The organism is Pseudomonas sp. MHK4, from assembly GCF_054600775.1.
In genome coordinates this window covers 1-25,710 of record NZ_BAAIAK010000023.1, presented here as the reverse complement: position 1 = coordinate 25,710, position 25,710 = coordinate 1, and the positions used below count along the sequence as shown (strand labels likewise).

The 25,710-nt window shown below is 60.2% G+C and carries 21 protein-coding genes, 3 tRNA genes and 1 riboswitch; of the genes, 22 read left to right on the top strand and 2 right to left on the bottom strand.

Annotated features, from left to right (window positions below):
• The first annotated feature begins 381 nt into the window (after nt 1–381).
• From acs to astE, 14 genes are all read left to right on the top strand, one after another.
• Entirely contained in the window at nt 382–2,337 is a 1,956-nt protein-coding gene (acs, locus tag ACYP2Q_RS30245) for an acetate--CoA ligase (protein WP_274077886.1), read from the top strand.
• A gap of 690 nt (nt 2,338–3,027) precedes the next feature.
• Nucleotides 3,028–3,804 (top strand): ABC transporter substrate-binding protein, encoded by a 777-nt coding sequence (locus tag ACYP2Q_RS30240; protein ID WP_459733837.1) that lies wholly within the window; start codon nt 3,028–3,030, stop codon nt 3,802–3,804.
• An 83-nt stretch (nt 3,805–3,887) separates the two neighbouring features.
• A complete protein-coding gene (locus ACYP2Q_RS30235; RefSeq protein WP_459733836.1) occupies nt 3,888–4,577 on the top strand; it encodes an ABC transporter permease in 690 nt (229 codons plus the stop codon).
• Nucleotides 4,574–5,272, top strand: coding sequence for an ABC transporter permease (locus ACYP2Q_RS30230; RefSeq protein ID WP_459733834.1), 699 nt, complete (start codon nt 4,574–4,576; stop codon nt 5,270–5,272). The genes ACYP2Q_RS30235 and ACYP2Q_RS30230 overlap by 4 nt, the downstream gene beginning before the upstream one ends.
• A 1-nt stretch (nt 5,273) precedes the next feature.
• Nucleotides 5,274–6,386: a M14 family metallopeptidase gene (locus ACYP2Q_RS30225; protein WP_459733833.1), complete on the top strand. Its 1,113-nt coding sequence runs from the start codon at nt 5,274–5,276 to the stop codon at nt 6,384–6,386.
• 27 nt (nt 6,387–6,413) lie between these two features.
• Nucleotides 6,414–7,178, top strand: coding sequence for an ABC transporter ATP-binding protein (locus ACYP2Q_RS30220; protein WP_034151461.1), 765 nt, complete (start codon nt 6,414–6,416; stop codon nt 7,176–7,178).
• 245 nt (nt 7,179–7,423) lie between these two features.
• Nucleotides 7,424–8,404: a transcriptional regulator ArgR gene (gene argR / locus ACYP2Q_RS30215; protein ID WP_459733830.1), complete on the top strand. Its 981-nt coding sequence runs from the start codon at nt 7,424–7,426 to the stop codon at nt 8,402–8,404.
• 302 nt (nt 8,405–8,706) lie between these two features.
• Complete coding sequence (locus tag ACYP2Q_RS30210) at nt 8,707–9,927, top strand: aspartate aminotransferase family protein (RefSeq protein ID WP_459733828.1); 1,221 nt, start codon at nt 8,707–8,709, stop codon at nt 9,925–9,927.
• A 226-nt stretch (nt 9,928–10,153) separates the two neighbouring features.
• Nucleotides 10,154–11,173, top strand: coding sequence for an arginine/ornithine succinyltransferase subunit alpha (aruF, locus tag ACYP2Q_RS30205; protein WP_459733827.1), 1,020 nt, complete (start codon nt 10,154–10,156; stop codon nt 11,171–11,173).
• A gap of 73 nt (nt 11,174–11,246) precedes the next feature.
• Nucleotides 11,247–12,272: an arginine N-succinyltransferase gene (astA, locus tag ACYP2Q_RS30200; protein ID WP_274077893.1), complete on the top strand. Its 1,026-nt coding sequence runs from the start codon at nt 11,247–11,249 to the stop codon at nt 12,270–12,272.
• Nucleotides 12,269–13,738 (top strand): succinylglutamate-semialdehyde dehydrogenase, encoded by a 1,470-nt coding sequence (gene astD / locus ACYP2Q_RS30195; protein ID WP_459733853.1) that lies wholly within the window; start codon nt 12,269–12,271, stop codon nt 13,736–13,738. Before astA ends, astD begins: the two co-directional genes overlap by 4 nt.
• A 160-nt stretch (nt 13,739–13,898) precedes the next feature.
• A complete protein-coding gene (astB, locus tag ACYP2Q_RS30190) occupies nt 13,899–15,245 on the top strand; it encodes an N-succinylarginine dihydrolase (protein ID WP_459733825.1) in 1,347 nt (448 codons plus the stop codon).
• 62 nt (nt 15,246–15,307) lie between these two features.
• Nucleotides 15,308–15,598 carry a hypothetical protein gene (locus tag ACYP2Q_RS30185; RefSeq protein ID WP_045057447.1) on the top strand — a complete coding sequence of 97 codons (291 nt, stop codon included), beginning with the start codon at nt 15,308–15,310 and terminating at the stop codon, nt 15,596–15,598.
• A 12-nt stretch (nt 15,599–15,610) separates the two neighbouring features.
• The gene (astE, locus tag ACYP2Q_RS30180) at nt 15,611–16,621 is read left to right on the top strand and encodes a succinylglutamate desuccinylase (protein WP_459733824.1); all 1,011 of its coding nucleotides are present in this window, start codon (nt 15,611–15,613) and stop codon (nt 16,619–16,621) included.
• Between the two features lie 130 nt (nt 16,622–16,751).
• Here astE and ACYP2Q_RS30175 read toward each other — a convergent pair whose 3' ends face one another.
• Nucleotides 16,752–17,264, bottom strand: coding sequence for a 6,7-dimethyl-8-ribityllumazine synthase (locus ACYP2Q_RS30175; RefSeq protein WP_459733823.1), 513 nt, complete (start codon nt 17,262–17,264; stop codon nt 16,752–16,754).
• Between the two features lie 104 nt (nt 17,265–17,368).
• A riboswitch (FMN riboswitch) is annotated at nt 17,369–17,540 on the bottom strand.
• Between the two features lie 195 nt (nt 17,541–17,735).
• Between ACYP2Q_RS30175 and ltaE the strand changes: the two genes are divergently transcribed.
• The 8 genes from ltaE to mgtE all read left to right on the top strand — a co-directional run bounded on the left by ltaE (nt 17,736) and on the right by mgtE (nt 25,554).
• Nucleotides 17,736–18,740, top strand: a complete 1,005-nt coding sequence (gene ltaE / locus ACYP2Q_RS30170; protein ID WP_459733822.1) for a low-specificity L-threonine aldolase — start codon at nt 17,736–17,738, stop codon at nt 18,738–18,740.
• Between the two features lie 146 nt (nt 18,741–18,886).
• Nucleotides 18,887–21,508 carry an alanine--tRNA ligase gene (gene alaS / locus ACYP2Q_RS30165; protein WP_459733821.1) on the top strand — a complete coding sequence of 874 codons (2,622 nt, stop codon included), beginning with the start codon at nt 18,887–18,889 and terminating at the stop codon, nt 21,506–21,508.
• 91 nt (nt 21,509–21,599) lie between these two features.
• Nucleotides 21,600–22,841 (top strand): aspartate kinase, encoded by a 1,242-nt coding sequence (locus ACYP2Q_RS30160; protein WP_274077899.1) that lies wholly within the window; start codon nt 21,600–21,602, stop codon nt 22,839–22,841.
• 188 nt (nt 22,842–23,029) lie between these two features.
• On the top strand, nt 23,030–23,218 hold the full coding sequence (gene csrA, locus ACYP2Q_RS30155) for a carbon storage regulator CsrA (RefSeq protein ID WP_002554426.1): 189 nt from the start codon (nt 23,030–23,032) through the stop codon (nt 23,216–23,218).
• Between the two features lie 62 nt (nt 23,219–23,280).
• Nucleotides 23,281–23,371, top strand: a tRNA-Ser gene (locus ACYP2Q_RS30150).
• Between the two features lie 107 nt (nt 23,372–23,478).
• A tRNA-Arg gene (locus ACYP2Q_RS30145) sits at nt 23,479–23,555 on the top strand.
• 72 nt (nt 23,556–23,627) lie between these two features.
• Nucleotides 23,628–23,704 (top strand) — tRNA-Arg (locus tag ACYP2Q_RS30140).
• Nucleotides 23,705–24,111: 407 nt separating this feature from the next.
• Complete coding sequence (gene mgtE, locus ACYP2Q_RS30135) at nt 24,112–25,554, top strand: magnesium transporter (protein WP_459733820.1); 1,443 nt, start codon at nt 24,112–24,114, stop codon at nt 25,552–25,554.
• 47 nt (nt 25,555–25,601) lie between these two features.
• On the opposite strand, the gene ACYP2Q_RS30130 is transcribed toward mgtE, so the two are convergent.
• Nucleotides 25,602–25,710, bottom strand: a 109-nt coding sequence (locus ACYP2Q_RS30130; protein WP_163003228.1) for a transposase, incomplete at its 5' end; no start/stop codon positions are given.

The window sequence follows — 25,710 nt, the reverse complement described above, 5'->3', positions numbered from 1 at the left end:
TAACTGGGTTAACTCAGTTTGCCGGGTTGGCGCAGCGAATTTTAGGCGTGGGGGTGACATTCATATAGGCGTGGTTTTGATAAACACCTTTGGCGGATTTTGTAACAATCCCCGTGCACCCTGTAGGAGCGAGCTTGAACTCGCGATGGTCGTGAACGATAACGCGCCGTGTCTGATACCATTTGGTGTTCTCAGGTTTATCGCGAGCAAGCTCGCTCCTACAGTGTGGTGTGAGATTCGGGACATTCGTTCCAGTTCTGTTTCGCGGTTATCAAGGCGTTTTGTGTGGGCTTGTTACTACCATCGTCGAATGGTTCTATAGGCCCCGCCCGGGCTACAACAGGGTCATACAAAAACAACTATTCCACCGAGGTAAGAAAGATGAGTGCGGCTTCCCTGTATCCCGTTCGTCCCGAGGTTCTGGCCAACACGCTGACTGACGAGGCGACCTACAAGGCCATGTACCAGCAGTCGGTCGTCAACCCGGACGGCTTCTGGCGCGAGCAGGCCAAGCGCCTCGACTGGATCAAGCCTTTCACCACGGTGAAACAGACCTCTTTCGACGATCACCATGTCGACATCAAGTGGTTCGCCGACGGCACCCTGAACGTTTCCTACAATTGCCTGGACCGTCATCTGGCCGAGCGCGGCGATCAGGTCGCAATCATCTGGGAGGGCGATGACCCTTCCGAAAGCCGCAACATCACCTACCGCGAGCTGCACGAACAAGTCTGCAAGTTCGCCAACGCCTTGCGTGGGCAGGACGTGCACCGCGGCGACGTGGTGACCATCTATATGCCGATGATCCCCGAAGCCGTGGTCGCCATGCTGGCCTGTACCCGGATCGGCGCGATTCACTCGGTGGTGTTCGGTGGTTTCTCGCCGGAGGCCCTGGCTGGTCGCATCATCGACTGCAAGTCGAAAGTGGTGATCACCGCCGACGAAGGCATTCGTGCCGGCAAGAAGATTCCGCTCAAGGCCAACGTCGACGACGCCCTGACCAACCCGGAAACCAGCAGCATCCAGAAAGTCATCGTGTGCCAGCGCACCGGTGGCAACATCAAGTGGAACCAGCACCGCGACATCTGGTACGAAGACCTGATGAAAGTGGCGGGCACTGTTTGTGCACCCAAGGAGATGGGCGCCGAGGAAGCGCTGTTCATCCTTTACACCTCCGGCTCCACCGGCAAGCCGAAGGGCGTGCAGCACACCACCGGCGGCTACCTGTTGTACGCGGCCATGACCCACGAGCGCGTGTTCGACTACCGCCCGGGTGAAGTCTACTGGTGCACCGCCGACGTCGGCTGGGTCACCGGCCACACCTACATCGTCTATGGCCCGCTGGCCAATGGCGCGACCACGCTGCTGTTCGAAGGCGTACCGAACTATCCGGACATCACCCGGGTGGCGAAGATCGTCGACAAGCACAAGGTCAATATCCTCTACACCGCCCCGACCGCCATTCGCGCCATGATGGCCGCGGGTACGGCCGCCGTTGAAGGTGCCGATGGCAGCAGCCTGCGCCTGTTGGGCTCGGTGGGCGAGCCGATCAACCCGGAAGCCTGGGACTGGTACTACAAGAATGTCGGCCAATCCCGTTGCCCGATCGTCGACACCTGGTGGCAGACCGAAACCGGCGCGACCCTGATGAGCCCGCTACCGGGTGCTCATGGCCTGAAGCCGGGTTCCGCGGCGCGTCCGTTCTTCGGCGTGGTGCCGGCGTTGGTGGACAACCTGGGCAATATCATCGAAGGCGAGGCCGAGGGCAACCTGGTGATTCTCGATTCGTGGCCAGGCCAGGCGCGTACGCTGTACGGCGATCACGACCGTTTCGTCGACACCTACTTCAAGACCTTCCGCGGCATGTATTTCACCGGTGACGGCGCCCGTCGCGATGCCGATGGTTACTACTGGATCACCGGTCGCGTCGACGACGTGCTCAACGTGTCCGGCCACCGCATGGGCACCGCCGAGATCGAAAGTGCGATGGTCGCTCACCCGAAAGTCGCCGAAGCGGCGGTGGTCGGTGTGCCGCACGACATCAAGGGGCAGGGCATCTATGTCTATGTCACCTTGAAAAATGGTGAGGAGCCGAGCGAGCAGCTGCGCCTGGAACTGAAGAATTGGGTGCGCAAGGAGATTGGTCCGATTGCCTCGCCGGATGTGATCCAGTGGGCGCCGGGGCTGCCGAAGACTCGCTCGGGCAAGATCATGCGGCGGATTCTGCGCAAGATTGCCACGGCTGAGTACGATGCGTTGGGGGATATTTCCACCCTGGCGGATCCGGGTGTGGTGCAGCATTTGATTGATACGCACAGGACCATGAATGTTGCTTAAGTAGCGTTCAGGGTCATGGAAGCCCTGCCAGGTGTTGAGCCTGGTGGGGCTTTTTGTTGCCTCCAGTTTTTGTGTTGGCAGTGCGGGCCTCTTCGCGGGCAAGCCCGCTCCCACAGGGGGCTATGGAGTGTTCGCGATCTGTGTCACACCATGGAAACCTGTGGAAGCGGGCTTGCCCGCGAAGGGGCCAGAACAGCCACCGCATAAACAACAGCCAATAATTATCGGCTTCCCCTGTGGGATGTTTCCTACTGTTACCAACGATCTTTCAGGTTACTGAATGTGTAACCGCTCCGCGCCAATTCGGGGTATTGGGAAACGCCAGCGCCCCTCAAATGCCCGCACAAAAAATAAGACCCAACGCTGCGCTTGCCGGATTAGAAGGCTTTGCCAATAATAGGCCCGCAACTTGCAATACAGATCGGTTTACTGTCTTTTGCTCTCGCATGATTTTGCAGGGCTGTCAACGTGCTCGAACGGCTTTCTCGGTGCATCTGTAACTAGTTGTCGCATTGAAGAAATATCGGCTCCGGGCCTGTCGTTAGAATGCCGATCACTCGCTCGTCGTTGCCTGTGTTGAAATCTCGCACGCGTAATGTAGGACGCAGCAACGCTTTCCGGTTCCACTCATTCGCATATTGGGCTGTCGCTCACTCTGCCGTTTTAGCCCTTTACCGATGGAGTCCCAAGATGAAGAAACTCGTGCTGCTTGGCGCCCTGGCAATGTCCTGCGTGCTGTCCCTGCCAACCTTCGCCGACGAAAAACCCCTGAAGATCGGTATCGAAGCGGCTTACCCTCCGTTCGCTTCGAAAGCGCCGGACGGCAGCATCGTCGGTTTCGACTACGACATCGGTAACGCCCTGTGCGAAGAGATGAAGGTCAAGTGCGTGTGGGTCGAGCAAGAGTTCGACGGCCTGATCCCGGCACTCAAAGTGCGCAAGATCGACGCGATCCTGTCGTCCATGTCGATCACTGAAGACCGCAAGAAGTCCGTGGACTTCACCAACAAGTACTACAACACCCCGGCTCGCCTGGTCATGAAGGCCGGCACTGCGGTCAGCGAAAACCTGGCCGAGCTCAAGGGCAAGAACATCGGCGTGCAGCGTGGTTCGATCCACGAGCGTTTCGCCCGCGAAGTCCTGGCCCCGCTGGGTGCCGAGATCAAGCCATACGGTTCGCAGAACGAAATTTACCTCGACGTGGCCGCCGGCCGCCTCGACGGCACCGTGGCAGACGCTACGCTGCTGGATGACGGTTTCCTGAAAACCGACGCCGGTAAAGGTTTCGCATTCGTCGGTCCTGCGTTCACCGACGTCAAGTACTTCGGCGACGGCGTGGGTATCGCGGTTCGCAAGGGCGACGCGCTGAAAGACAAGATCAACACCGCGATCACAGCCATCCGCGAGAACGGCAAGTACAAGCAAATCCAGGACAAGTACTTCGCCTTCGATATCTACGGCAAGTAACACGGCACGTCCGAAATGGCGCAAGCAGCAGGTTTTCTGAGGTTTGCGCCATTTTTTCATCCCAACTTTCGAGGACCTGAATCATGTTGAAAGGCTACGGGGCTGTCATCCTCGATGGCGCTTGGCTGACGCTTCAGCTCGCCTTGTCGTCCATGGTCCTGGCCATTGTCCTGGGCCTGATCGGCGTGGCTCTGCGTCTGTCGCCGGTGCGCTGGCTGGCCTGGCTGGGCGACCTGTATTCCACGGTGATCCGCGGGATTCCCGACCTGGTGCTGATCCTGTTGATTTTCTACGGCGGCCAGGACCTGCTCAACCGCGTCGCGCCGCTGCTCGGCTTCGACGAGTACATCGACCTCAACCCGTTGGCCGCCGGTATCGGCACCCTGGGCTTCATCTTCGGTGCGTACCTGTCGGAAACCTTCCGAGGCGCGTTCATGGCGATCCCCAAGGGGCAGGCCGAAGCCGGCATGGCCTACGGCATGAGCAGCTTCCAGGTGTTTTTCCGGGTGTTGGTGCCGCAGATGATTCGCCTGGCGATTCCGGGCTTTACCAACAACTGGCTGGTCCTGACCAAGGCTACCGCACTGATTTCGGTGGTGGGCCTGCAAGACATGATGTTCAAGGCCAAGCAGGCGGCAGACGCGACCCGCGAGCCATTCACCTTCTTCCTCGCAGTGGCGGCGATGTACCTGGTGATCACCAGTGTCTCGTTGCTGGCATTGCGTCACCTCGAGAAGCGCTACTCGGTAGGCGTAAGGGCGGCTGAGCTATGATCTTCGACTACAACGTCATCTGGGAGGCCTTGCCGCTGTACTTCGGCGGCCTGCTGACCACCCTCAAGTTGCTCGCGCTGTCGCTGTTCTTCGGCTTGTTGTGTGCGTTGCCGCTGGGCTTGATGCGCGTCTCGAAAAACGCTGTGGTCAACATGTCGGCCTGGCTCTACACCTACGTGATCCGCGGCACGCCGATGCTGGTGCAGCTGTTTTTGATCTACTACGGTCTGGCGCAGTTCGAAGCGGTACGTGAAAGCTTTCTGTGGCCATGGCTGTCCAGCGCGACCTTCTGTGCCTGCCTGGCGTTTGCCATCAACACCAGCGCCTACACCGCCGAAATCATCGCCGGCAGCCTGCGCGCCACGCCGAACGGCGAGATCGAAGCGGCCAAGGCCATGGGCATGTCGCGCTTCAAGATGTACAAGCGCATCCTGCTGCCGTCGGCGCTGCGCCGGGCACTGCCGCAGTACAGCAACGAAGTGATCATGATGCTGCAGACCACCAGCCTGGCGTCCATCGTGACCCTGATCGACATCACCGGTGCCGCGCGCACGGTCAACGCCCAGTTCTACCTGCCGTTCGAGGCGTACATCACCGCCGGCGTGTTCTACCTGTGCCTGACCTTCATCCTGGTGAAGCTGTTCAAGATGGCCGAGCGCCGCTGGCTGGGCTACCTGGCACCGCGGAAGCACTGATATGGAACGCATCGATCATGTTTTGCCGTGGAGCAACCTGGGCAGCGAGCGCCAGATTTCGGTGTTCCGCTTTGGTCAGGGCGAGCGCAAGGCCTACATCCAGGCCAGCCTGCACGCCGATGAGCTGCCGGGCATGCGCACCGCCTGGGCACTGAAAAAACGCCTGGCCGAACTCGAAGCCCAAGGCTTGCTCAACGGCGTGATCGAACTGGTGCCGGTGGCCAATCCACTGGGCCTCGGTCAGTTGCTCCAGGGCAATCATCAAGGGCGTTTCGAGGCGGGCAGCGGCAAGAACTTCAACCGCGATTTCGTCGAGCTGAGCGCGCCAGTGGCCGCTGAGCTTGCCGGGCATCTGGGTGATGATCCGCACGCCAATATCCAATTGATCCGTCAGGCCATGAACGATCATCTGGCCGCTCTGCCACCGGCCGGCAGCCAGTTGCAGGGCATGCAGCGCATCCTGCTCAGCCATGCCTGCACCGCCGATGTGGTGCTGGACCTGCATTGCGATGCCGAAGCCGCGCTGCACATGTACGCCTTGCCGCAACACTGGCCGCAGTGGCGTTCGCTGGCGGCGCACCTGAATGTTCGGGTTGGCTTGCTGGCGGAAGATTCCGGCGGCAGCTCCTTCGACGAAGCCTGTTCGCTGCCGTGGTTGCGCTTGTCGCGTCTGTTCCCGGATGCGCAAATTCCCTTGGCGTGCCTGGCGACGACCCTTGAGCTGGGTGGTCAATCTGATACCGGTCGCGCTGAGACCGAGGCTTACGCCGAAGGCATCCTGGCATTCCTCGCCGAGCAGGGACTGATCAGCGGTGACTGGCCGCAACCTGCCCAGGAAGCCTGCGAAGGCCTGCCGTTCGAAGGCACCGAATTGCTGTTCGCGCCGCACCCCGGTGTGGTGAGTTTCCTGCGCCAGCCTGGTGAATGGGTTGAGGCGGGGGACGAGATTTTCGAAGTGATCGATCCGCTGGCGGATCGGGTCAGCACGGTGTGTGCTGGTACGTCCGGGGTGCTGTTTGCCATTGAACGGCTGCGTTACGCCCAACCCGGTTTCTGGCTGGCCAAGGTGGCGGGGCGCGAAGCGCTGCGTCACGGGCGCTTGCTCAACGACTGACTGACTGTTTTTGTGAGAACCGACCGCATGTACAAGCTTGAAGTCCAAGACCTGCATAAACGCTATGGCAGTCACGAAGTGCTCAAGGGCGTGTCCCTGAAAGCGGCGGCTGGCGATGTGATCAGCATCATCGGCTCCAGTGGCTCCGGCAAAAGTACCTTCCTGCGTTGCATCAACCTGCTGGAGCAGCCGCACGCGGGCAGGATCCTGCTCAACAACGAAGAGCTCAAGCTGGTGGCGAACAAGGACGGCGCGATGAAAGCCGCCGACCCGAAACAGCTGCAGCGCATGCGTTCGCGCCTGTCGATGGTGTTCCAGCATTTCAACCTGTGGTCGCACATGACCGCGCTTGAAAACATCATGGAAGCGCCGGTGCACGTACTGGGCGTGTCCAAGGCCGAGGCCCGCGAGAAAGCCGAGCACTACCTGAACAAGGTCGGCGTGGCGCATCGCAAGGATGCCTACCCGGGCCACATGTCCGGTGGCGAACAGCAGCGCGTGGCGATTGCCCGAGCCCTGGCCATGGAGCCTGAGGTGATGCTGTTTGACGAACCGACCTCGGCACTCGACCCGGAATTGGTGGGCGACGTGTTGAAGGTCATGCAGGCCCTGGCCCAGGAAGGCCGGACCATGGTCGTGGTGACCCACGAAATGGGCTTCGCCCGTGAAGTGTCGAACCAGCTGGTGTTCCTGCACAAAGGTGTGGTCGAAGAGAGCGGCAACCCGCGTGAAGTGCTGGTCAATCCACAGTCCGAACGCCTGCAACAATTCCTGTCCGGCAGCTTGAAATAATCAAGGCTGCCGTTGTGCACCGGGATAGTGCATGCTTCGCAACCTAGAGGCTGGCTCAGATCACTGTAGGAGCCGGCTTGCCGGCGATGGCGGTGGGTCAGCTAGCGTCTCTGGCGCGGACCTACCGCCTTCGCTGGCAAGCCAGCTCCTACAGTTGATCTGTGTAGGTCTTGAGATTTGCGTTCATTTACGGGCTAGCATTGGCCCATGCCTTCATCACTGTTCTTCGCTTCGGATTGCCCACCATGACTGCCCATCGAATTGGTTTCCTGATTTGGCCCAGCACTAAAGCACTGACGCTGGCGCTGGCTGAGGAGGCCTTGCGAGTTGCCCAGCGTGTGCATCCGGACGTGGTCTACGAACTGTCGTTTTTGCAGGCCGAACCACCGAGTGAAGGCCAATGGCAATTACCCGGTGAAGCCTGGACCGGCAAGCTGGAAAACTTCCAGAAACTGTTCCTGCTCGCTGACGAGCCACCGACCAGTCTCGCGCCGGCGCTGAGCAGTGCGCTCAAGCAGCTGGTGCGTGCCGGTTGCGTGATCGGCGGTCTGTCGGCCGGTGTTTATCCGTTGGCGCAACTGGGCTTGCTCGATGGTTACCGCGCCGCGGTGCATTGGCGTTGGCAGGATGATTTCGCCGAACGCTTTCCGAAAGTCATCGCCACCAGTCATCTGTTCGATTGGGATCGCGATCGCCTGACCGCGTGTGGTGGCATGTCGGTGCTCGACTTGCTGCTGGCGGTGCTGGCCCGTGATCACGGCGCCGAGCTGGCCGGTGCGGTGTCGGAAGAACTGGTGGTCGAGCGCATCCGCGAAGGTGGCGAGCGCCAGCGCATTCCGTTGCAGAACCGCCTCGGCTCCAGCCATCCCAAGCTCACCCAGGCGGTGTTGCTGATGGAAGCCAACATTGAAGAGCCGCTGACCACCGACGAAATCGCCCAGCATGTGTGCGTGTCCCGTCGGCAACTGGAGCGCATCTTCAAGCAATACCTCAACCGGGTGCCGAGCCAGTATTACCTGGAACTGCGCCTGAACAAGGCCCGGCAGATGTTGATGCAGACCAGCAAGTCGATCATCCAGATCGGCCTGTCCTGTGGCTTCTCCTCGGGGCCGCATTTCTCCAGCGCCTACCGCAATTTCTTCGGTGCCACGCCGCGCGAAGATCGCAACCAGCGGCGCAGCAGCAGCCCGTTCGAATTGTCCTCGGTACCCTCCGAGCGCGGCTAGCGCCAGCGCCCGTCCAACATGCGCCATTCCCTGTAGGAGCCGGCTTGCCGGCGAAGGCGTCCTCAAGGGCAGTGCATGGCCCTGGGCCGCCTTCGCTGGCAAGCCAGCTCCTACAAGCGCTCGCGACAGTTTAAACTGCGCCTTTGCGACCCTATATGTCGCATTGCCGTAAACCCGGGAAAATCCGGGGTTTGCGCTATAAGAAGTTGTCGCTTGGCGGCAAGGCCGGGCTGAAAACTGTCCTTACAATCCCCTCATCGCTCGCCAGTTTCAGGCGAGTGTTTTCTCTTCAGGAGACTCCGATGTCCGTTGAGCACGCTGCGGTACAACGCGCCGATTTCGATCAGGTTATGGTTCCCAACTACGCGCCTGCCGCCTTTATTCCAGTGCGTGGCGCCGGTTCCCGCGTCTGGGATCAGTCCGGTCGCGAGCTGATCGACTTCGCCGGCGGTATTGCCGTCAACGTATTGGGCCACGCACATCCGGCGCTGGTCGGTGCCTTGACCGAGCAGGCCAACAAGCTGTGGCACGTGTCCAACGTGTTCACCAATGAGCCGGCCCTGCGCCTGGCCCACAAGCTGGTCGATGCCACCTTTGCCGAGCGTGCCTTCTTCTGCAACTCCGGCGCCGAAGCCAACGAAGCGGCCTTCAAGCTGGCCCGTCGTGTCGGTTTCGACCGTTTCGGCAGCGAGAAGTACGAAATCATCGCCGCGCTCAACAGTTTCCACGGTCGTACCCTGTTCACCGTCAACGTCGGTGGCCAGTCGAAGTACTCCGACGGCTTCGGTCCGAAGATCACCGGTATCACCCACGTGCCGTACAACGATCTGGCCGCGCTCAAAGCCGCCATTTCCGACAAGACCTGCGCTGTGGTCCTGGAGCCGATCCAGGGCGAGAGCGGTGTGATTCCGGCCGAACTCGAATACCTGCAAGGTGCCCGCGAGCTCTGCACCGCGCACAACGCGCTGCTGATCTTCGACGAAGTGCAAACCGGCATGGGCCGCACCGGCCATCTGTTCGCCTACCAGCATTACGGCGTGACCCCGGACATCCTGACCAGCGCCAAGAGCCTGGGCGGCGGTTTCCCGATCGCGGCCATGCTGACCACCGAAGACCTGGCCAAGCACCTGGTCGTCGGCACCCACGGCACCACCTACGGCGGCAACCCGCTGGCATGCGCAGTCGCCGAAGCTGTGATCGACGTGATCAACACCCCTCAAGTGCTGGCCGGCGTCAACGCCAAGCACGACAAGTTCAAGGCGCGCCTTGAACAGATCGGCGAGAAATACGGCCTGTTCACCCAGGTGCGTGGCATGGGCCTGTTGATCGGTTGCGTACTGAGCGATGCCTGGAAAGGCAAGGCCAAGGACATCTTCAACGCCGCCGAGCGTGAAGGCCTGATGGTGCTGCAAGCCGGCCCGGATGTGGTGCGTTTCGCCCCAAGCCTGGTGGTGGAAGACGCGGACATCGACGAAGGCCTGGACCGTTTCGAACGCGCTGCGGCAAAACTGACGCAAGCCTGATAGACCCTTCGGCGCCTGACCTTTCAGGCGTCGAACCCAATTTTGTTCCGGGCTGGATCAAAACTGTGGGAGCCAGCCTGCTGGCGATGAGGGCCTGACAGCCAACATCATTGTTGCCTGACAGGACGATATCGCCAGCAGGCTAGCTCCCACAGTTGACTCTGAGTTGTTTCAGGGATGGCCCGGGATTTTTCTTCTGTAAGTTCTGAGATTAAGGAGTGACACCATGCTGGTGATGCGCCCCGCGCAAATGGCTGATCTGGGCGAGGTACAGCGTCTGGCTGCGGACAGCCCGATTGGTGTCACTTCCTTGCCGGATGACGTTGAACGCCTGAGCGACAAGATCGCCGCGAGCGAAGCCTCGTTCGCCGCCGAAGTCAGCTTCAACGGTGAAGAGAGCTATTTCTTCGTGCTCGAAGACGCGGCCACCGGCAAGTTGGTGGGCTGTTCGGCCATCGTCGCCTCGGCCGGTTATTCCGAGCCGTTCTACAGTTTCCGTAATGAAACCTTCGTGCACGCCTCCCGCGAGCTGAAGATTCATAACAAGATCCACGTGCTCTCCCAGTGCCACGACCTGACTGGCAACAGCCTGCTGACCAGTTTCTACGTGCAGCGCGAGCTGGTTGGATCGCCCTGGGCCGAGCTCAACTCCCGTGGCCGCCTGCTGTTCGTCGCCAGCCACCCTGAGCGCTTCGCCGATTCGGTGGTGACCGAGATCGTCGGTTACAGCGATGAGAATGGCGACTCGCCGTTCTGGGATGCCATCGGTCGCAACTTCTTCGACCTCAACTACGCCGAGGCCGAGCGTCTGTGTGGCCTGAAGAGCCGGACCTTCCTCGCCGAACTGATGCCGCATTACCCGATCTACGTGCCGCTGCTGCCGGACTCCGCCCAGGAAGCCATGGGCCAGGTGCACCCCCGGGCGCAGATCACCTTCGACATCCTGATGCGCGAAGGCTTTGAAACCGATCACTACATCGACATCTTCGACGGCGGTCCGACCTTGCATGCCCGGGTCTCGGGGATCCGTTCGATCGCCCAGAGCCGCGTGGTGCCGGTGAAGATCGGCGAGCCGGTCAAAGGCGTCGGTCGTCAGTACCTGGTGGCCAATGCCCAGTTGCAGGATTACCGCGCGGTCATGCTCGAGCTTGACTACGCGCCGGGCAAACCGGTGACCCTGGACCTGGAAACGGCCGAAGCCCTGGGCGTCGGTGAGGGTGCCAGCGTGCGCCTGGTGGCGGTTTAACACCTGCTGAAAAGAATGCCTAGAAAGCAGCGAGTTTCGCGGGTGGCGCAAGCGGCCCGATTGAGGAGATAGCATGATCGTTCGTCCCGTACGCAGCAGCGATTTACCCGCTCTGATCGACCTGGCCCGCAGCACCGGCACCGGCCTGACCACCTTGCCGGCCAACGAAGAGCGTCTGGCCCACCGGGTCGGCTGGGCCGAGAAGACCTTTCGCGGCGAAGCCGGGCGGGGCGATGCGGACTACCTGTTCGTGCTCGAAGACGACAATGGCCGAGTGGTGGGCATTTCCGCCATCGCTGGCGCCGTCGGCCTGCGTGAGCCCTGGTACAACTTCCGGGTCGGCCTGACGGTCAGCGCTTCGCAAGAGCTGAACATCTATCGCGAAATCCCGACCCTGTTCCTGGCCAACGACCTGACCGGCAATTCCGAGCTGTGCTCGCTGTTCCTGCACGCCGATTACCGCAGTGGTCTCAACGGTCGCATGCTGTCCAAGGCGCGGATGCTGTTCATCGCCGAATTCCCGCAACTGTTCGGCAACAAGATCATCGCCGAGATGCGCGGTGTTTCCGACGAAGCCGGGCGCTCGCCATTCTGGGAAAGCCTGGGCCGCCACTTCTTCAAGATGGAATTCAGCCAGGCCGACTACCTGACCGGCGTGGGCAACAAGGCGTTCATCGCCGAATTGATGCCGAAGTTCCCGCTGTACACCTGCTTCCTGTCGCCGGATGCGCGCAACGTGATCGGCCAGGTGCACCCGGACACCGAGCCTGCGTTGTCGATGCTCAAGAGCGAAGGCTTCAGCTATCAAGGCTACGTCGACATCTTCGACGCCGGCCCGGCCATCGAGTGCGAAACCGGCAAGATCCGCGCCGTGCGCGACAGCCAGGCACTGGTGCTCGCCGTCGGCACGCCAGGCGACGACGCCACGCCGTTCATCATTCACAACCGCAAGCGCGAAGACTGCCGCATCACCGCCGCTCCGGCACGTCTCGCCGCCGGCACGCTGGTGGTCGATCCGCTGACCGCCAAACGTCTTCAACTCAACGCTGGCGATCAAGTGCGCGCCGTGGCGTTGTCCGCTGCTCGGGAGTCGAAATAATGAATTCGCTATACATCGCAGGTGAATGGTTGGCAGGTGGGGGCGAAGCCTTCGAGTCGCTGAACCCGGTGACCCAGCACGTGCTGTGGTCCGGCACCGGTGCCACCGTCGATCAGGTCGAGTCCGCCGTGCAGGCTGCGCGCCAGGCGTTCCCGGGCTGGGCCCGACGCACCCTTGAAGAGCGTATTGCGGTACTGGAAGCCTTTGCTGCGGCCCTGAAAAGTCACGCGGACGAACTGGCCCACGCCATCGGCGAGGAAACCGGAAAGCCTTTGTGGGAATCGGCCACCGAAGTCACCAGCATGGTCAACAAGATTGCGATCTCGGTGCAGAGCTACCGCGAGCGCACGGGCGAGAAGAGCGGCCCGCTGGGCGATGCCACCGCAGTGCTGCGCCACAAGCCCCACGGCGTGGTGGCGGTGTTCGGCCCTTACAACTTCCCGGGCCACTTGCCCAACGGGCACATCGTGCCGGCGCTGCTGGCCGGTAACAGCGTGCTGTTCAAGCCGAGTGAGCTGACGCCGAAAGTCGCCGAGCTGACGGTCAAGTGCTGGATCGAAGCCGGGTTACCGGCGGGCGTGTTGAACCTGCTGCAGGGTGCTCGCGAAACCGGTATCGCCCTGGCGGCGAACCCGGGCATCGATGGGCTGTTCTTTACCGGTTCCAGCCGCACGGGCAATCACCTGCACCAGCAGTTTGCCGGTCGTCCGGACAAGATCCTCGCGCTGGAGATGGGCGGTAACAACCCGCTGGTGGTGGATCAGGTCGCCGATCTCGATGCTGCTGTCTACACCATCATCCAGTCGGCGTTCATCTCTGCCGGCCAGCGCTGCACTTGCGCCCGCCGCTTGCTGGTGCCGCAAGGTGCCTGGGGCGACTCGTTGCTGGCGCGCCTGGTGGCGGTCAGTGCGTCGATTGAAGTCGGTGCGTTCGATCAGCAGCCGGCGCCCTTCATGGGCTCGGTGATTTCCCTCGGTGCGGCGAAAGCGCTGATGGATGCCCAGGAGCATCTGCTGGCCAACGGCGCCGTCGCGTTGCTGGAAATGACCCAGCCTCAGGCCCAGGCCGCCTTGCTGACCCCTGGCATTATCGACGTGACGGCGGTCGCCGATCGCCCGGACGAAGAACTGTTCGGCCCGCTGCTGCAAGTGATCCGCTACGCTGATTTTGAAGCGGCGATCGCGCAAGCCAACGACACCGAATATGGTCTGGCGGCCGGCCTGTTGTCGGATTCCGAAGCGCGTTACCAGCAGTTCTGGCTGGAAAGCCGCGCCGGCATCGTCAACTGGAACAAACAACTGACCGGTGCCGCGAGCAGCGCGCCTTTCGGTGGCGTCGGTGCCTCGGGCAACCATCGCGCCAGCGCCTACTACGCGGCGGATTACTGCGCCTACCCGGTGGCTTCGTTGGAAACGCCGAGCCTGGTGTTGCCTGCCGCTCTGACACCTGGCGTGAAAATGGCGTGATGCTAATCGCCAGCAGGCTGGCTCCCACAGTGATCGGGTCGTACACAAGATTAGTGAGCACCACCGAACCTGTGGGAGCCAGCCTGCTGGCGATGGCCGCGCCGCGGTCTTAAATCCAGTTACTGAAGCCATAACAACAGATTCTCGTGGAGCCTCGCTGATGAAATCCTATGAAGTCAATTTTGACGGTCTAGTGGGGCCGACCCATAACTACGGCGGCCTGTCCTACGGCAACGTCGCGTCCCAGAGCAACAGTCAGCAGTCTTCGAATCCGAAGGAAGCGGCGCTGCAAGGCCTGGCGAAAATGAAAGCGCTGATGGACATGGGCTTTCAGCAAGGTGTTCTGGCACCGCAGGAGCGCCCGGACGTGGCCGCCTTGCGCCGCCTGGGTTTCAGCGGCACCGACGCGCAAGTGATCGAGCGTGCCGCCAAAGACGCGATGCCGCTGCTGGTCGCCAGTTGCTCGGCATCGAGCATGTGGGTGGCCAACGCCGCCACCGTCAGCCCGAGCGCCGACACCGCGGATGGCCGCGTGCATTTCACCGCCGCCAACCTGAACTGCAAGTACCACCGCAGCATCGAGCATCCGACCACCAGCCGCGTGCTGGGCGCCATGTTCGCCGACCAGAAGCACTTCGCCCACCACGCTGCGTTGCCGGCCGTGGCGCAGTTCGGTGACGAAGGCGCGGCCAACCACACCCGTTTCTGCCGTGCGTACGGCGAAGCCGGCGTCGAGTTCTTCGTGTTTGGTCGCAGTGCCTTCGACACCCGTTACCCGGCACCGCAGAAGTATCCGGCGCGCCAGACCCTCGAAGCGTCCCAGGCGGTTGTTCGCCTGCACGGCTTGAGCGATGACGGCGTGGTCTACGCCCAACAGAACCCCTCGGTGATCGACCAGGGCGTGTTCCACAATGACGTGATTGCCGTGGGCAATGGCGAAGTGCTTTTCTATCACGAGGACGCTTTCCTCGAGACCGACAAGATGCTCGCTGAACTGCAGGGCAAACTCGCCAAGGTCGGTGGGAAATTTCAATCAGTGTGCGTTCCGCGTTCCGCGGTAAGCGTCGAAGACGCAGTTCGATCCTACCTGTTCAATAGCCAGCTGCTGTCGCGTCCTGACGGCTCCATGCTCTTGATCGTGCCGGAAGAATGTCGTGGCAACGAGCGCGTATGGCAATACCTGCAAAGCCTGACCAGCTCCGGCGGCCTGATCCGCGAAGTGAAAGTCTTCGATCTCAAGCAGAGCATGCAGAACGGCGGTGGCCCTGCTTGCCTGAGGTTGCGTGTCGCACTCAACGAAACCGAACTGGCGGCGGTCAACCCAGGGGTTATCATGACGGCACCGTTGTACGGCACTCTGACCGAATGGGTCGAGAAGCACTACCGCGACCGTATGACCGAAAACGATCTGGCGGACCCGCAATTGCTGCTTGAGTGCCGGACGGCACTGGATGAACTGACGCAAATCCTTAAACTGGGCGCGGTTTATCCATTCCAGATCAATTGATCGACGGCGCGTTGTCATGCATGACAGCGCGCCGGTTCATCTCAAACCGAGAGCGTAAAGACATGAGCGATACCCTGCAGCTGATCCTTGAAGACACCGACGGCACGCAACTGGAAACCTCCTGCACCCGCGTCGCGGTCATGTGGCAAGGCAAAGAGCTGTGGATCCAGCAGGACGGCCGTGGCCAGTTGCTGATCGGCGTGGACGTCGAAGAAGGCGACGCCGAATACGCCAACCTGCTGTTGCGCCCATTGGCGACTAATCTGGTAAGTCTGCAGCTGGAGATGGAACCGGCTGACCTGGGTGACGACGAGGAACACGTTCACGGCCCGGATTGCAACCACGACCATTAAGGAAACCGCTCTATGCTCGCCCTCGGCAAACTGCTTGAACTGACCCTCGCCGGCCGCGAACCGGCGGAGAAGACTCAACTGACTGTCGAAGGCGTGCGCATGCGCTGGTTGAGCGAAGGTGCGCTGGAAGTCCGGCCACCTGAAGTACGCGACAACGGCCTGGACCTGCTGTTATCGGCCGGTATCCACGGCAACGAAACAGCGCCGATCGAACTGCTCGATCGCCTGTTGCATGACATCGCCCGCGGTGACCTGAAGCCGCGCGCCCGTATTCTGTTCCTGTTTGGCAACCCCGAAGCGATTCGCAAGGGCGAGCGTTTCGTCGAGCAGGACGTCAATCGGCTGTTCAATGGCCGACACGAACAAAGCAGTGGCTCCGAAGCCCTGCGCGCCTGTGAACTGGAACGCCTGGCGGCGAGTTTCTTCAGCCTGCCGGATCGCCAGCGTCTGCACTACGACCTGCACACGGCCATTCGTGGTTCGAAAATCGAACAGTTCGCCTTGTATCCCTGGAAGGAAGATCGCCAGCATTCGCGCCAGGAGCTGGCCCGTCTGCGCGCCGCCGGCATGGAAGCGGTGCTGTTGCAGAACAAGCCGTCGATCGTCTTCAGTTCCTATACCTACGACAAGCTCGGTGCCGAGGCCTTCACCCTCGAACTGGGCAAGGCGCGGCCGTTCGGGCAGAACGACGGGGTGAACGTCTCCCGCCTGGAAACCCGCCTCAAACAGATCATCGAAGGTACCGAGCCGGAGCCGACTGATGAAGCGCTTGATGGTTTACAGCTGTTCAGCGTGGCACGGGAAATCATCAAGCACAGCGACAGCTTCCGCTTGAACCTGCCAGTGGACATCGAGAACTTTTCGGAGCTGGAAGTGGGTTACCTGCTGGCGGAAGACATCGCCAATACCCGCTGGATCATCGAGGAGGAGGGCGCCCGGATCATCTTCCCGAACCCCAAGGTGAAGAACGGTTTGCGTGCCGGCATCCTGATCGTGCCGACCACCGACGAAGACCTGAACTGACAAACACCGCTAAACCCCTGTAGGAGCGAGCTTGCTCGCGAAGGTTGTCAACGATAACGCGGGGAAGCTGATGCCCCGCGGTGGTCTTGAGTTCTTCGCGAGCAAGCTCGCTCCTACAATGGGGCCGGTGTTAGACAGCGACGGCGCGCGGCTCAGTGCGACGCAGGGCGCGGATCTTGTGCAGCGTATCCGCACACGTCTTCGCCGCTTCCTGGCCTTTGTGCACGAAGTGATCGAAGAAGAACTTATGATGCAGTTCTTCACCGGCATGGAAGTGGTACGGGGTCAGGGACACCGAGAACACCGGCACTTCGGTTTCCAGTTGCACCTGCATCAGGCCGCTGACCACTGACTGGGCGACGAATTCGTGACGGTAGATCCCGCCGTCCACTACCAAGGCTGCGGCGACGATGCCGGCATAACGGCCGGTCTTGGCCAGCAACTTGGCGTGCAGGGGCATTTCAAAGGCGCCGCCGACTTCGAAGAAATCGATGTCGGATTCCTGATAACCCTGGGCAATCATTTCGGCGACGAAGCCTTTACGGCTCTGGTCGACAATGTCCTTGTGCCAGCAGGCCTGGATGAATGCGACGCGCTCGCCGTGATGGTGTTTGCTTTTGCTATCGATTGCGGTGGGTTGCATGTTCTGATTCCTGTTTGTGTGAAAAACAGGGCTTATGAATCGAATGGGATTTAAGGGTACGCACGCTTGCACGAGTGCCTGAGCGGACGGCCCTTTGGCGCCAATCCCGTTCTCTCTTCATCCGGACTATGACCGTCGGCCCCGGAATCACACCGGGTCTGCTGACCTTGTCGGCACGCACGGCAAAGGCCGTATCTGCCACCAAGCGCTCGCGGGCTATGCGTGTTGCACGCAATTACCGCCGGTGGGGAGTTGCGCCCCGCCCTGAGAACGTTTTGCTGCCAGATTGTTTGGCAGCGAAGCGTTTTTATCACATATTTCCTACGCGCGCATCGGTGCTTTCGGATGATTGTTATCGAGTTTTCCGTTGAATTAAGCGGAAGTTCCCATGCATAAGGGTTGATTATTCATCGACTTGACCGCAGTAATCCTTTCCTGAAAGCGATTTCCCCTGTTTACGAGGCCCGAGTCATGAGTGTTATTGATCTTCGCAGCGACACCGTCACCCAACCCACCCCTGGCATGCTCGAGGCGATGGCCACTGCCGCCACCGGTGACGATGTGTATGGCGAAGATCCGACGGTCAACCGACTGGAAGCCGAGCTGGCAAATCGCCTGGGTTTTGCTGCCGCACTGTTTGTCCCGACGGGCACCATGAGTAATTTGCTGGGCTTGATGGCCCATTGCGAACGCGGTGACGAATACATCGTCGGCCAGCAGGCGCACACCTATAAGTACGAAGGTGGCGGGGCGGCGGTACTCGGCTCGATCCAGCCGCAGCCACTGGAAGTACAGGCCGATGGCTCGCTGGACCTTTCGCAGGTTGGCGCTGCGATCAAGCCGGACGACTTCCATTTTGCTCGCACCCGTTTGCTGGCACTGGAAAACACCATGCAGGGCAAGGTCCTACCCATGGAATACCTGGCTCGGGCCCGAAGCTTTACCCGTGAACACGGGCTGCAGCTGCACCTGGACGGCGCGCGGCTGTACAACGCAGCGGTCAAGCTGGGTGTCGATGCCCGGGACATCACCCGGCATTTCGATTCCGTCTCGGTGTGCCTGTCCAAGGGGTTGGGCGCGCCGGTGGGTTCGGTGCTGTGTGGCTCGGTGCAATTGATTGGCAAGGCCCGGCGCCTGCGCAAAATGGTCGGCGGCGGCATGCGCCAAGCCGGGATTCTTGCGGCGGCAGGCCTTTACGCGCTGGAGCATAACGTTCAGCGCCTGGCCGACGACCACGCCAACGCCCAGTTGCTCGCCGAAGGCCTGCGCGCAGCAGGGTTCGAGGTCGAGCCGGTGCAGACCAACATGGTGTACGTCGCCATGGGCGACAAGGCCGAAGCACTCAAGTCGTTCGCCGCCGAGCGCGGAATCGTGCTCAGTGCTGCTGCGCGCTTGCGTCTGGTTACGCACATGGACGTCAGCCGCGTGCAAATCGAGCAGGTCGTCGCGACATTCGTCGACTTTTCCAGTAAGTGATAGCGTTAGCGCTCCAATTGACCGTTTCTATCGTATAAACACGCTGTACCCCGCGCGCAGGGCCGATATAATGCGGCCCTTTGCCGTCGCTTCGTCTGTTGACGTTTCGAACAGGCCTTTGGCCGCAGCCTCCGTGGAAGAACCTAATGAAAAGCGCAGAAATCCGTGAAGCCTTCCTTCGCTTCTTCGAAGAGCAAGGCCACACCCGTGTAGCCTCCAGCTCTTTGATTCCGGGCAACGACCCAACCCTGCTGTTCACCAACGCGGGGATGAACCAGTTCAAGGACTGCTTCCTGGGCCAGGAAAAGCGCGCGTACACCCGTGCCGTTTCCAGCCAGAAATGCGTGCGCGCCGGCGGCAAGCACAACGACCTGGAAAACGTCGGCTATACCGCCCGTCACCACACATTCTTCGAAATGCTGGGTAACTTCAGCTTCGGTGATTACTTCAAGCGTGACGCCATCACCTACGCCTGGAACTTCCTGACCTCCGACAAGTGGCTGAACCTGCCGAAGGAAAAGCTCTGGGTCACCGTCTACGCCAGCGATGACGAGGCGTATGACATCTGGACCAAGGAAATCGGGGTTCCGGCCGAGCGCATGGTGCGCATCGGCGACAACAAAGGCGCGCCTTACGCCTCCGACAACTTCTGGACCATGGGCGATACCGGCCCGTGCGGTCCTTGCACCGAGATTTTCTACGATCACGGCGCCGACATCTGGGGCGGCCCACCGGGTTCGCCGGAAGAAGACGGCGACCGTTACATCGAAATCTGGAACAACGTGTTCATGCAGTTCAACCGCACCGCCGACGGCGTGTTGCACCCGCTGCCAGCGCCGTCGGTCGACACCGGCATGGGCCTGGAGCGGATCAGTGCCGTGCTGCAGCACGTTCACTCGAACTATGAAATCGACCTGTTCCAGAGCCTGCTGAGCGCGTCGGCCAAGGCCATCGGTTGCACCAACGACAACCAGGCTTCGCTGAAAGTCGTGGCTGACCACATTCGTTCCTGCGGTTTCCTGATTGCCGATGGCGTGCTGCCGTCCAACGAAGGCCGTGGCTACGTGCTGCGCCGGATCATTCGTCGCGCCTGCCGTCACGGCAACAAACTGGGCGCCAAGGGCAGCTTCTTCTACCAGATCGTCGCGGCCCTGGTCGCCGAAATGGGCGAAGCCTTCCCTGAGCTGAAATCCCAGCAGGCACACATCGAGCGCGTGCTGAAAGCCGAAGAAGAGCAATTCGCCAAGACCCTGGAGCAGGGCCTGAAAATCCTCGAGCAGGATCTGGCCGAGCTCAAGGGCGACGTGGTTCCGGGCGATGTCGTGTTCAAGCTCTACGACACCTACGGTTTCCCGATGGACCTGACGGGCGACATCGCTCGCGAGCGCAGCCTGACCATCGACGAAGCCGGTTTCGAGCGCGAGATGGAAGCCCAGCGCGTGCGTGCACGTTCGGCCAGCTCCTTCGGCATGGACTACAACAGCCTGGTCAAGGTTGACGTCGATACCGAATTCACCGGTTACACCGCCCACAGCGGTTCCGCCAAGATCGTTGCTATCTATAAGGACGGGCAGTCGGTCGACGTGTTGAGCGAAGGCCAAGAGGGCGTGATCGTTCTCGATCAAACGCCGTTCTATGCCGAATCCGGTGGTCAGATTGGTGATTGCGGCTTCCTCCAGGCTGGCGCTGCGCGTTTCGACGTGCGCGACACCACCAAGACCGGCGGTGCGTTCCTGCACCACGGTGTGCTGGACTCGGGCAGCCTGATCGTTGGCACGCCAGTTCAGGCGCAGGTGGATGCCGACGTGCGTCATGCCACTTCGCTGAACCACTCCGCGACTCACTTGCTGCACGCAGCACTGCGTCAGGTGCTGGGCGATCACGTTCAGCAGAAAGGCTCGCTGGTCGACAGTCAGCGCCTGCGCTTCGACTTCAGCCACTTCGAAGCCATCAAGCCTGAGCAGCTGAAAGCGCTGGAAGACATCGTCAACGCCGAGATTCGCAAGAACTCCGAAGTTGAAACCGAAGAAACCGACATCGAAACCGCCAAGCAGAAAGGCGCCATGGCGCTGTTCGGCGAAAAATACGGCGACAACGTGCGCGTGCTGAGCATGGGCGACTTCTCCGTCGAACTGTGCGGCGGTATCCACGCCAACCGCACCGGCGACATCGGCCTGCTGAAAATCATCAGCGAAGGCGGTGTGGCTTCGGGTGTGCGTCGTATTGAGGCGGTCACCGGTGCTGCGGCACTGGCCTACTTGAACGCGGCGGAAGAACAACTCAAGGAAGCGGCCAGCCTGGTCAAGGGCAGCCGCGACAACCTGATCGACAAGCTGTCGGCTGTGCTGGAGCGCAACCGTCTGCTGGAGAAGCAACTCGAGCAGTTGCAAGCCAAGGCTGCCAGTGCGGCGGGTGACGATCTGTCGGCGCAGGCCCAGGACATCAAGGGCGTGAAAGTGCTGGCCGTGCGTCTGGACGGTCAGGATGGCAAGGCGCTGCTGGCGCTGGTCGATCAACTGAAAAACAAACTCGGCCGCGCAGTGATCCTGCTCGGCAGTGTTCATGAGGAGAAGGTCGTTCTGGTTGCAGGCGTTACCAAAGACCTGACTGGCCAACTCAAAGCCGGTGATTTGATGAAACAAGCCGCTGCGGCAGTGGGCGGGAAGGGCGGTGGTCGTCCAGACATGGCGCAAGGTGGCGGTACTGACGCTGGCGCCCTGGATGCAGCACTGGCGCTGACCGTTCCGTTTGTAGAGCAGGGTCTATAAGGCAGTGCCTGCGGCCCGCAGTCTAGTGGCGGGCCGCAACGCTGTTTGAGTGATTATTTGGGCGCCCTTCATGGGCAGAGGCGGCTTTGAAATGGCTTTGATCGTACAGAAATTTGGAGGCACCTCGGTCGGCACCGTCGAGAGAATCGAGCAGGTTGCCGACAAGGTTAAGAAATTCCGCGATGCCGGCGATGACCTGGTGGTTGTGCTGTCTGCAATGAGCGGCGAAACCAACCGTCTGATCGATCTGGCCAAGCAAATCAGTGGCGGCGATCAACCGGTTCCTCGCGAGCTGGACGTGATCGTTTCCACCGGTGAGCAGGTGACGATTGCCCTGTTGGCCATGGCGCTGATGAAGCGCGGTGTGCCGGCAGTGTCCTACACCGGCAACCAGGTAAGGATCCTGACGGATAGCGCGCACAATAAAGCGCGTATCCTGCAGATTGACGACCAGAAGATTCGTGGCGACCTGAAGGCCGGTCGCGTGGTGGTTGTCGCCGGTTTCCAGGGCGTCGACGAGCACGGCAATATCACCACCCTCGGTCGTGGCGGTTCCGACACCACCGGCGTGGCCCTGGCAGCAGCCTTGAAGGCTGACGAGTGCCAGATCTACACCGACGTCGATGGCGTCTACACCACTGACCCGCGCGTCGTGTCCGTGGCCCAGCGCCTGGACAAGATCACCTTCGAAGAGATGCTGGAAATGGCCAGCCTCGGTTCCAAGGTGCTTCAGATCCGTGCTGTGGAGTTCGCCGGCAAGTACAACGTCCCGCTGCGCGTACTGCACAGCTTCAAGGAGGGTCCGGGCACCCTCATTACTATTGATGAAGAGGAAACCATGGAACAGCCGATTATTTCCGGTATCGCTTTCAACCGCGATGAAGCCAAGCTGACCATCCGTGGCGTGCCAGACATCCCGGGCGTTGCCTTCAAGATTCTCGGCCCTATCAGCGCCGCGAACATCGAAGTCGACATGATCGTGCAGAACGTTGCGCACGATAACACCACCGACTTCACCTTCACCGTGCACCGCAACGACTACCAGGCGGCGCAGACCGTGCTGGAAAAGACCGCCAGTGAGCTGGGTGCCCGTGAAGTCATCGGCGACACCAAGATCGCCAAGGTGTCGATCGTCGGCGTTGGCATGCGCTCCCACGCGGGCGTCGCCAGCCGCATGTTCGAAGCGCTGGCCAAGGAAACCATCAATATCCAGATGATCTCCACCTCGGAAATCAAAGTCTCCGTGGTGATCGAAGAGAAGTACCTGGAACTGGCTGTGCGCGCCTTGCACACGGCTTTCGAACTGGACGCACCGGTCCGCCAGGGCGAGTGATGCGTTTGCCAAAGGGCGCGGTCTGACCGCGCCCTTTGTTTTTTTGCCAGGCGCGACCCCAAGGCTGTTCTTTTGCTCGCGCTGGTCAATACTCAGGCATGTAGGCCAACGACTATTTTGGTTGTAGGTCGAGTGCCTTTTTTTTGCAGACTGTTGTCCCTGAAAATGTAATGCGTGAGGAGAAAGGTATGCTGATTCTGACTCGTCGGTGCGCAGAAAGCCTGATTATTGGTGATGGCGAAATCACCGTGACCGTGCTCGGCGTCAAAGGAAATCAAGTGCGTATCGGTGTCAACGCCCCGAAAGAGGTTGCGGTCCACCGTGAGGAAATTTACCTGCGTATAAAGAAAGAGAAGGACGAAGAACCAAGCCATTAATTTTTATCGTTTTTTATGTTTGCAAACGGGGAAAAGGTTGGTTAAGATACGCCCCGTGTTGCGGAGAGCTGGCCGAGTGGCCGAAGGCGCTCCCCTGCTAAGGGAGTACACCTCAAAAGGGTGTCGGGGGTTCGAATCCCCCGTTCTCCGCCATTATTTGCGTAGTACGTTGTAATCTGGCTTCTTCGGTAAGTTGTTGAAATTACTAGAAAAAGTGCTTGACATAGAGATTAGACGGCCTATAATGCGCGGCAACAAATGCACTCGTAGCTCAGCTGGATAGAGTACTCGGCTACGAACCGAGCGGTCACAGGTTCGAATCCTGTCGAGTGCACCATTTAAGAGTTGTTTGCAGTAATGTGAATGACTTGGCTCCAACCAGTTGTGATCTGGTATAAAAACACAAAATGCACTCGTAGCTCAGCTGGATAGAGTACTCGGCTACGAACCGAGCGGTCACAGGTTCGAATCCTGTCGAGTGCACCATACAACAAAAAGCCCGCTTTTTAAGCGGGCTTTTTGCCGTCCGGGATTTGGCTTTCCCTTCCTGCATCCTCTCTCGTCGAACCCAATGCTTCTCCTCCATGACGGCTACCGATCAAGGTAAGCGCCCGCGTTTTCCATCGCCATTGTGTTTTCTTTTCCAGATGGGTCGTCGCACTTTGTAGTGTCAGGCGCGCGCTCAAGATTGTTTCGCAAGCGCTTGTTTCAGCCATGATTTTTTAACGTTTTAAGCCGTCAGTCGGTGTATCATTGCGCCCGTCAGCCCCGCCGGGGCTTTTGGATTACTTCCATGGACTTACCCAGTAGTTACTCAATACCCCGTTTTTCCAATCATGAATTGACTGATTGATCCTTCCGGCGCGCCCCGCTGCTGGGAGTGGAGTTCGCCTATGTCTGAAGTTGAAGTAAAGAAAACGCAGGAAAGCTTGCAGGACCGCCTGGCTCAAGTCGTTGAGCTGTTGCAGCGTCAGCGAGTGGTTGAAGACCTGACTCATCGCCAGGAAGGTCCGAATCAGGATCGCGTCGAAAACCTGGTTCACCGGCAAAATCTGGTCGAGCTGCAACGCAAGCTCGATGACCTGCACTCCGCCGACGTCGCCTATATTCTCGAAGCCTTGCCGCTGGATGACCGCCTGACGCTCTGGCAATTGGTCAAGGCTGATCGCGACGGCGACATCCTGCTCGAAGTATCCGATTCGGTTCGTGAAACCCTGATCGCCGACATGGACGATCATGAGCTCCTGGCTGCGGCCAAGGACATGGATGCCGACGAACTTGCCGACCTGGCTTCCGAGCTGCCCCGAGACGTCGTCCACGAGCTGATGGAAACCCTCGATGGCCAGCAGCGCGAGCGCGTGCGCTCGGCGTTGTCCTATGACGAGGAGCAGGTTGGCGCACTGATGGACTTCGAGATGGTTACCATCCGCGAAGATGTCAGCCTCGAAGTGGTTCTGCGCTACCTGCGCCGCCTCAAGGAGTTGCCAGGCCATACCGACAAACTGTTCGTGGTTGACTACGACGGTGTGCTCAAGGGTGTGCTGCCCATCAAGCGCTTGCTGGTCAACGATCCGGAAAAACAGGTTTCCGAAGTCATGGCCAGCGATCCGGTGAGTTTCCATCCGGACGAAGAAGCCTACGATGCTGCCCAGGCGTTTGAGCGTTACGACTTGATCTCGGCGCCCGTAGTTGACAAGAACGGCAAGCTGATCGGCCGTCTGACCATCGATGAAATGGTCGACCTGATTCGTGAAGAGAGCGAAAACGAAGTTCTCAACATGGCGGGTCTGCGTGAAGAAGAGGATATTTTTGCGTCGGTCTGGAAATCCCTTCGTAACCGCTGGGCCTGGCTGGCAGTGAACCTGATCACCGCATTCGTGGCCTCCCGGGTGATTGGTCTATTTGAAGGCTCCATCGAGAAGCTGGTGGCGCTGGCTGCATTGATGCCGATCGTTGCGGGTATTGGCGGTAACTCCGGGAACCAGACCATCACCATGATCGTCCGGGCCATGGCGCTGGATCAGGTGAGCACAGGCAATACTTCGCGGCTGATGCGCAAGGAGCTGGCAGTGGCCTTGATCAACGGCGTGATTTGGGGTGGGGTGATCGGCGTTGTCGCCTACCTGTTGTACGGTAGCTGGTCGCTCGGTGTTGTGATGACCGCTGCCATGACCCTCAATCTGTTGCTTGCGGCATTGATGGGTGTCTTGATCCCGATGACACTGGCGCGACTCGGGCGAGATCCTGCCATGGGGGCCAGTGTGATGATTACCGCCATGACCGACAGTGGTGGCTTCTTTATCTTCCTTGGGCTGGCGACGATTTTCCTGCTCTGAAGCGCTTGTTTTAAAGCCCGCCCTACGGCGGGCTTTTTTATGGTTCTTCACGGATTACCGGGAAAGACGCTCTTGATCTTCATGAAAAAGAATTCGCTATCCCGGTAACCGTACGCCATCCGCTTGATGACCTTTATTCGATTGTTTATCCCTTCC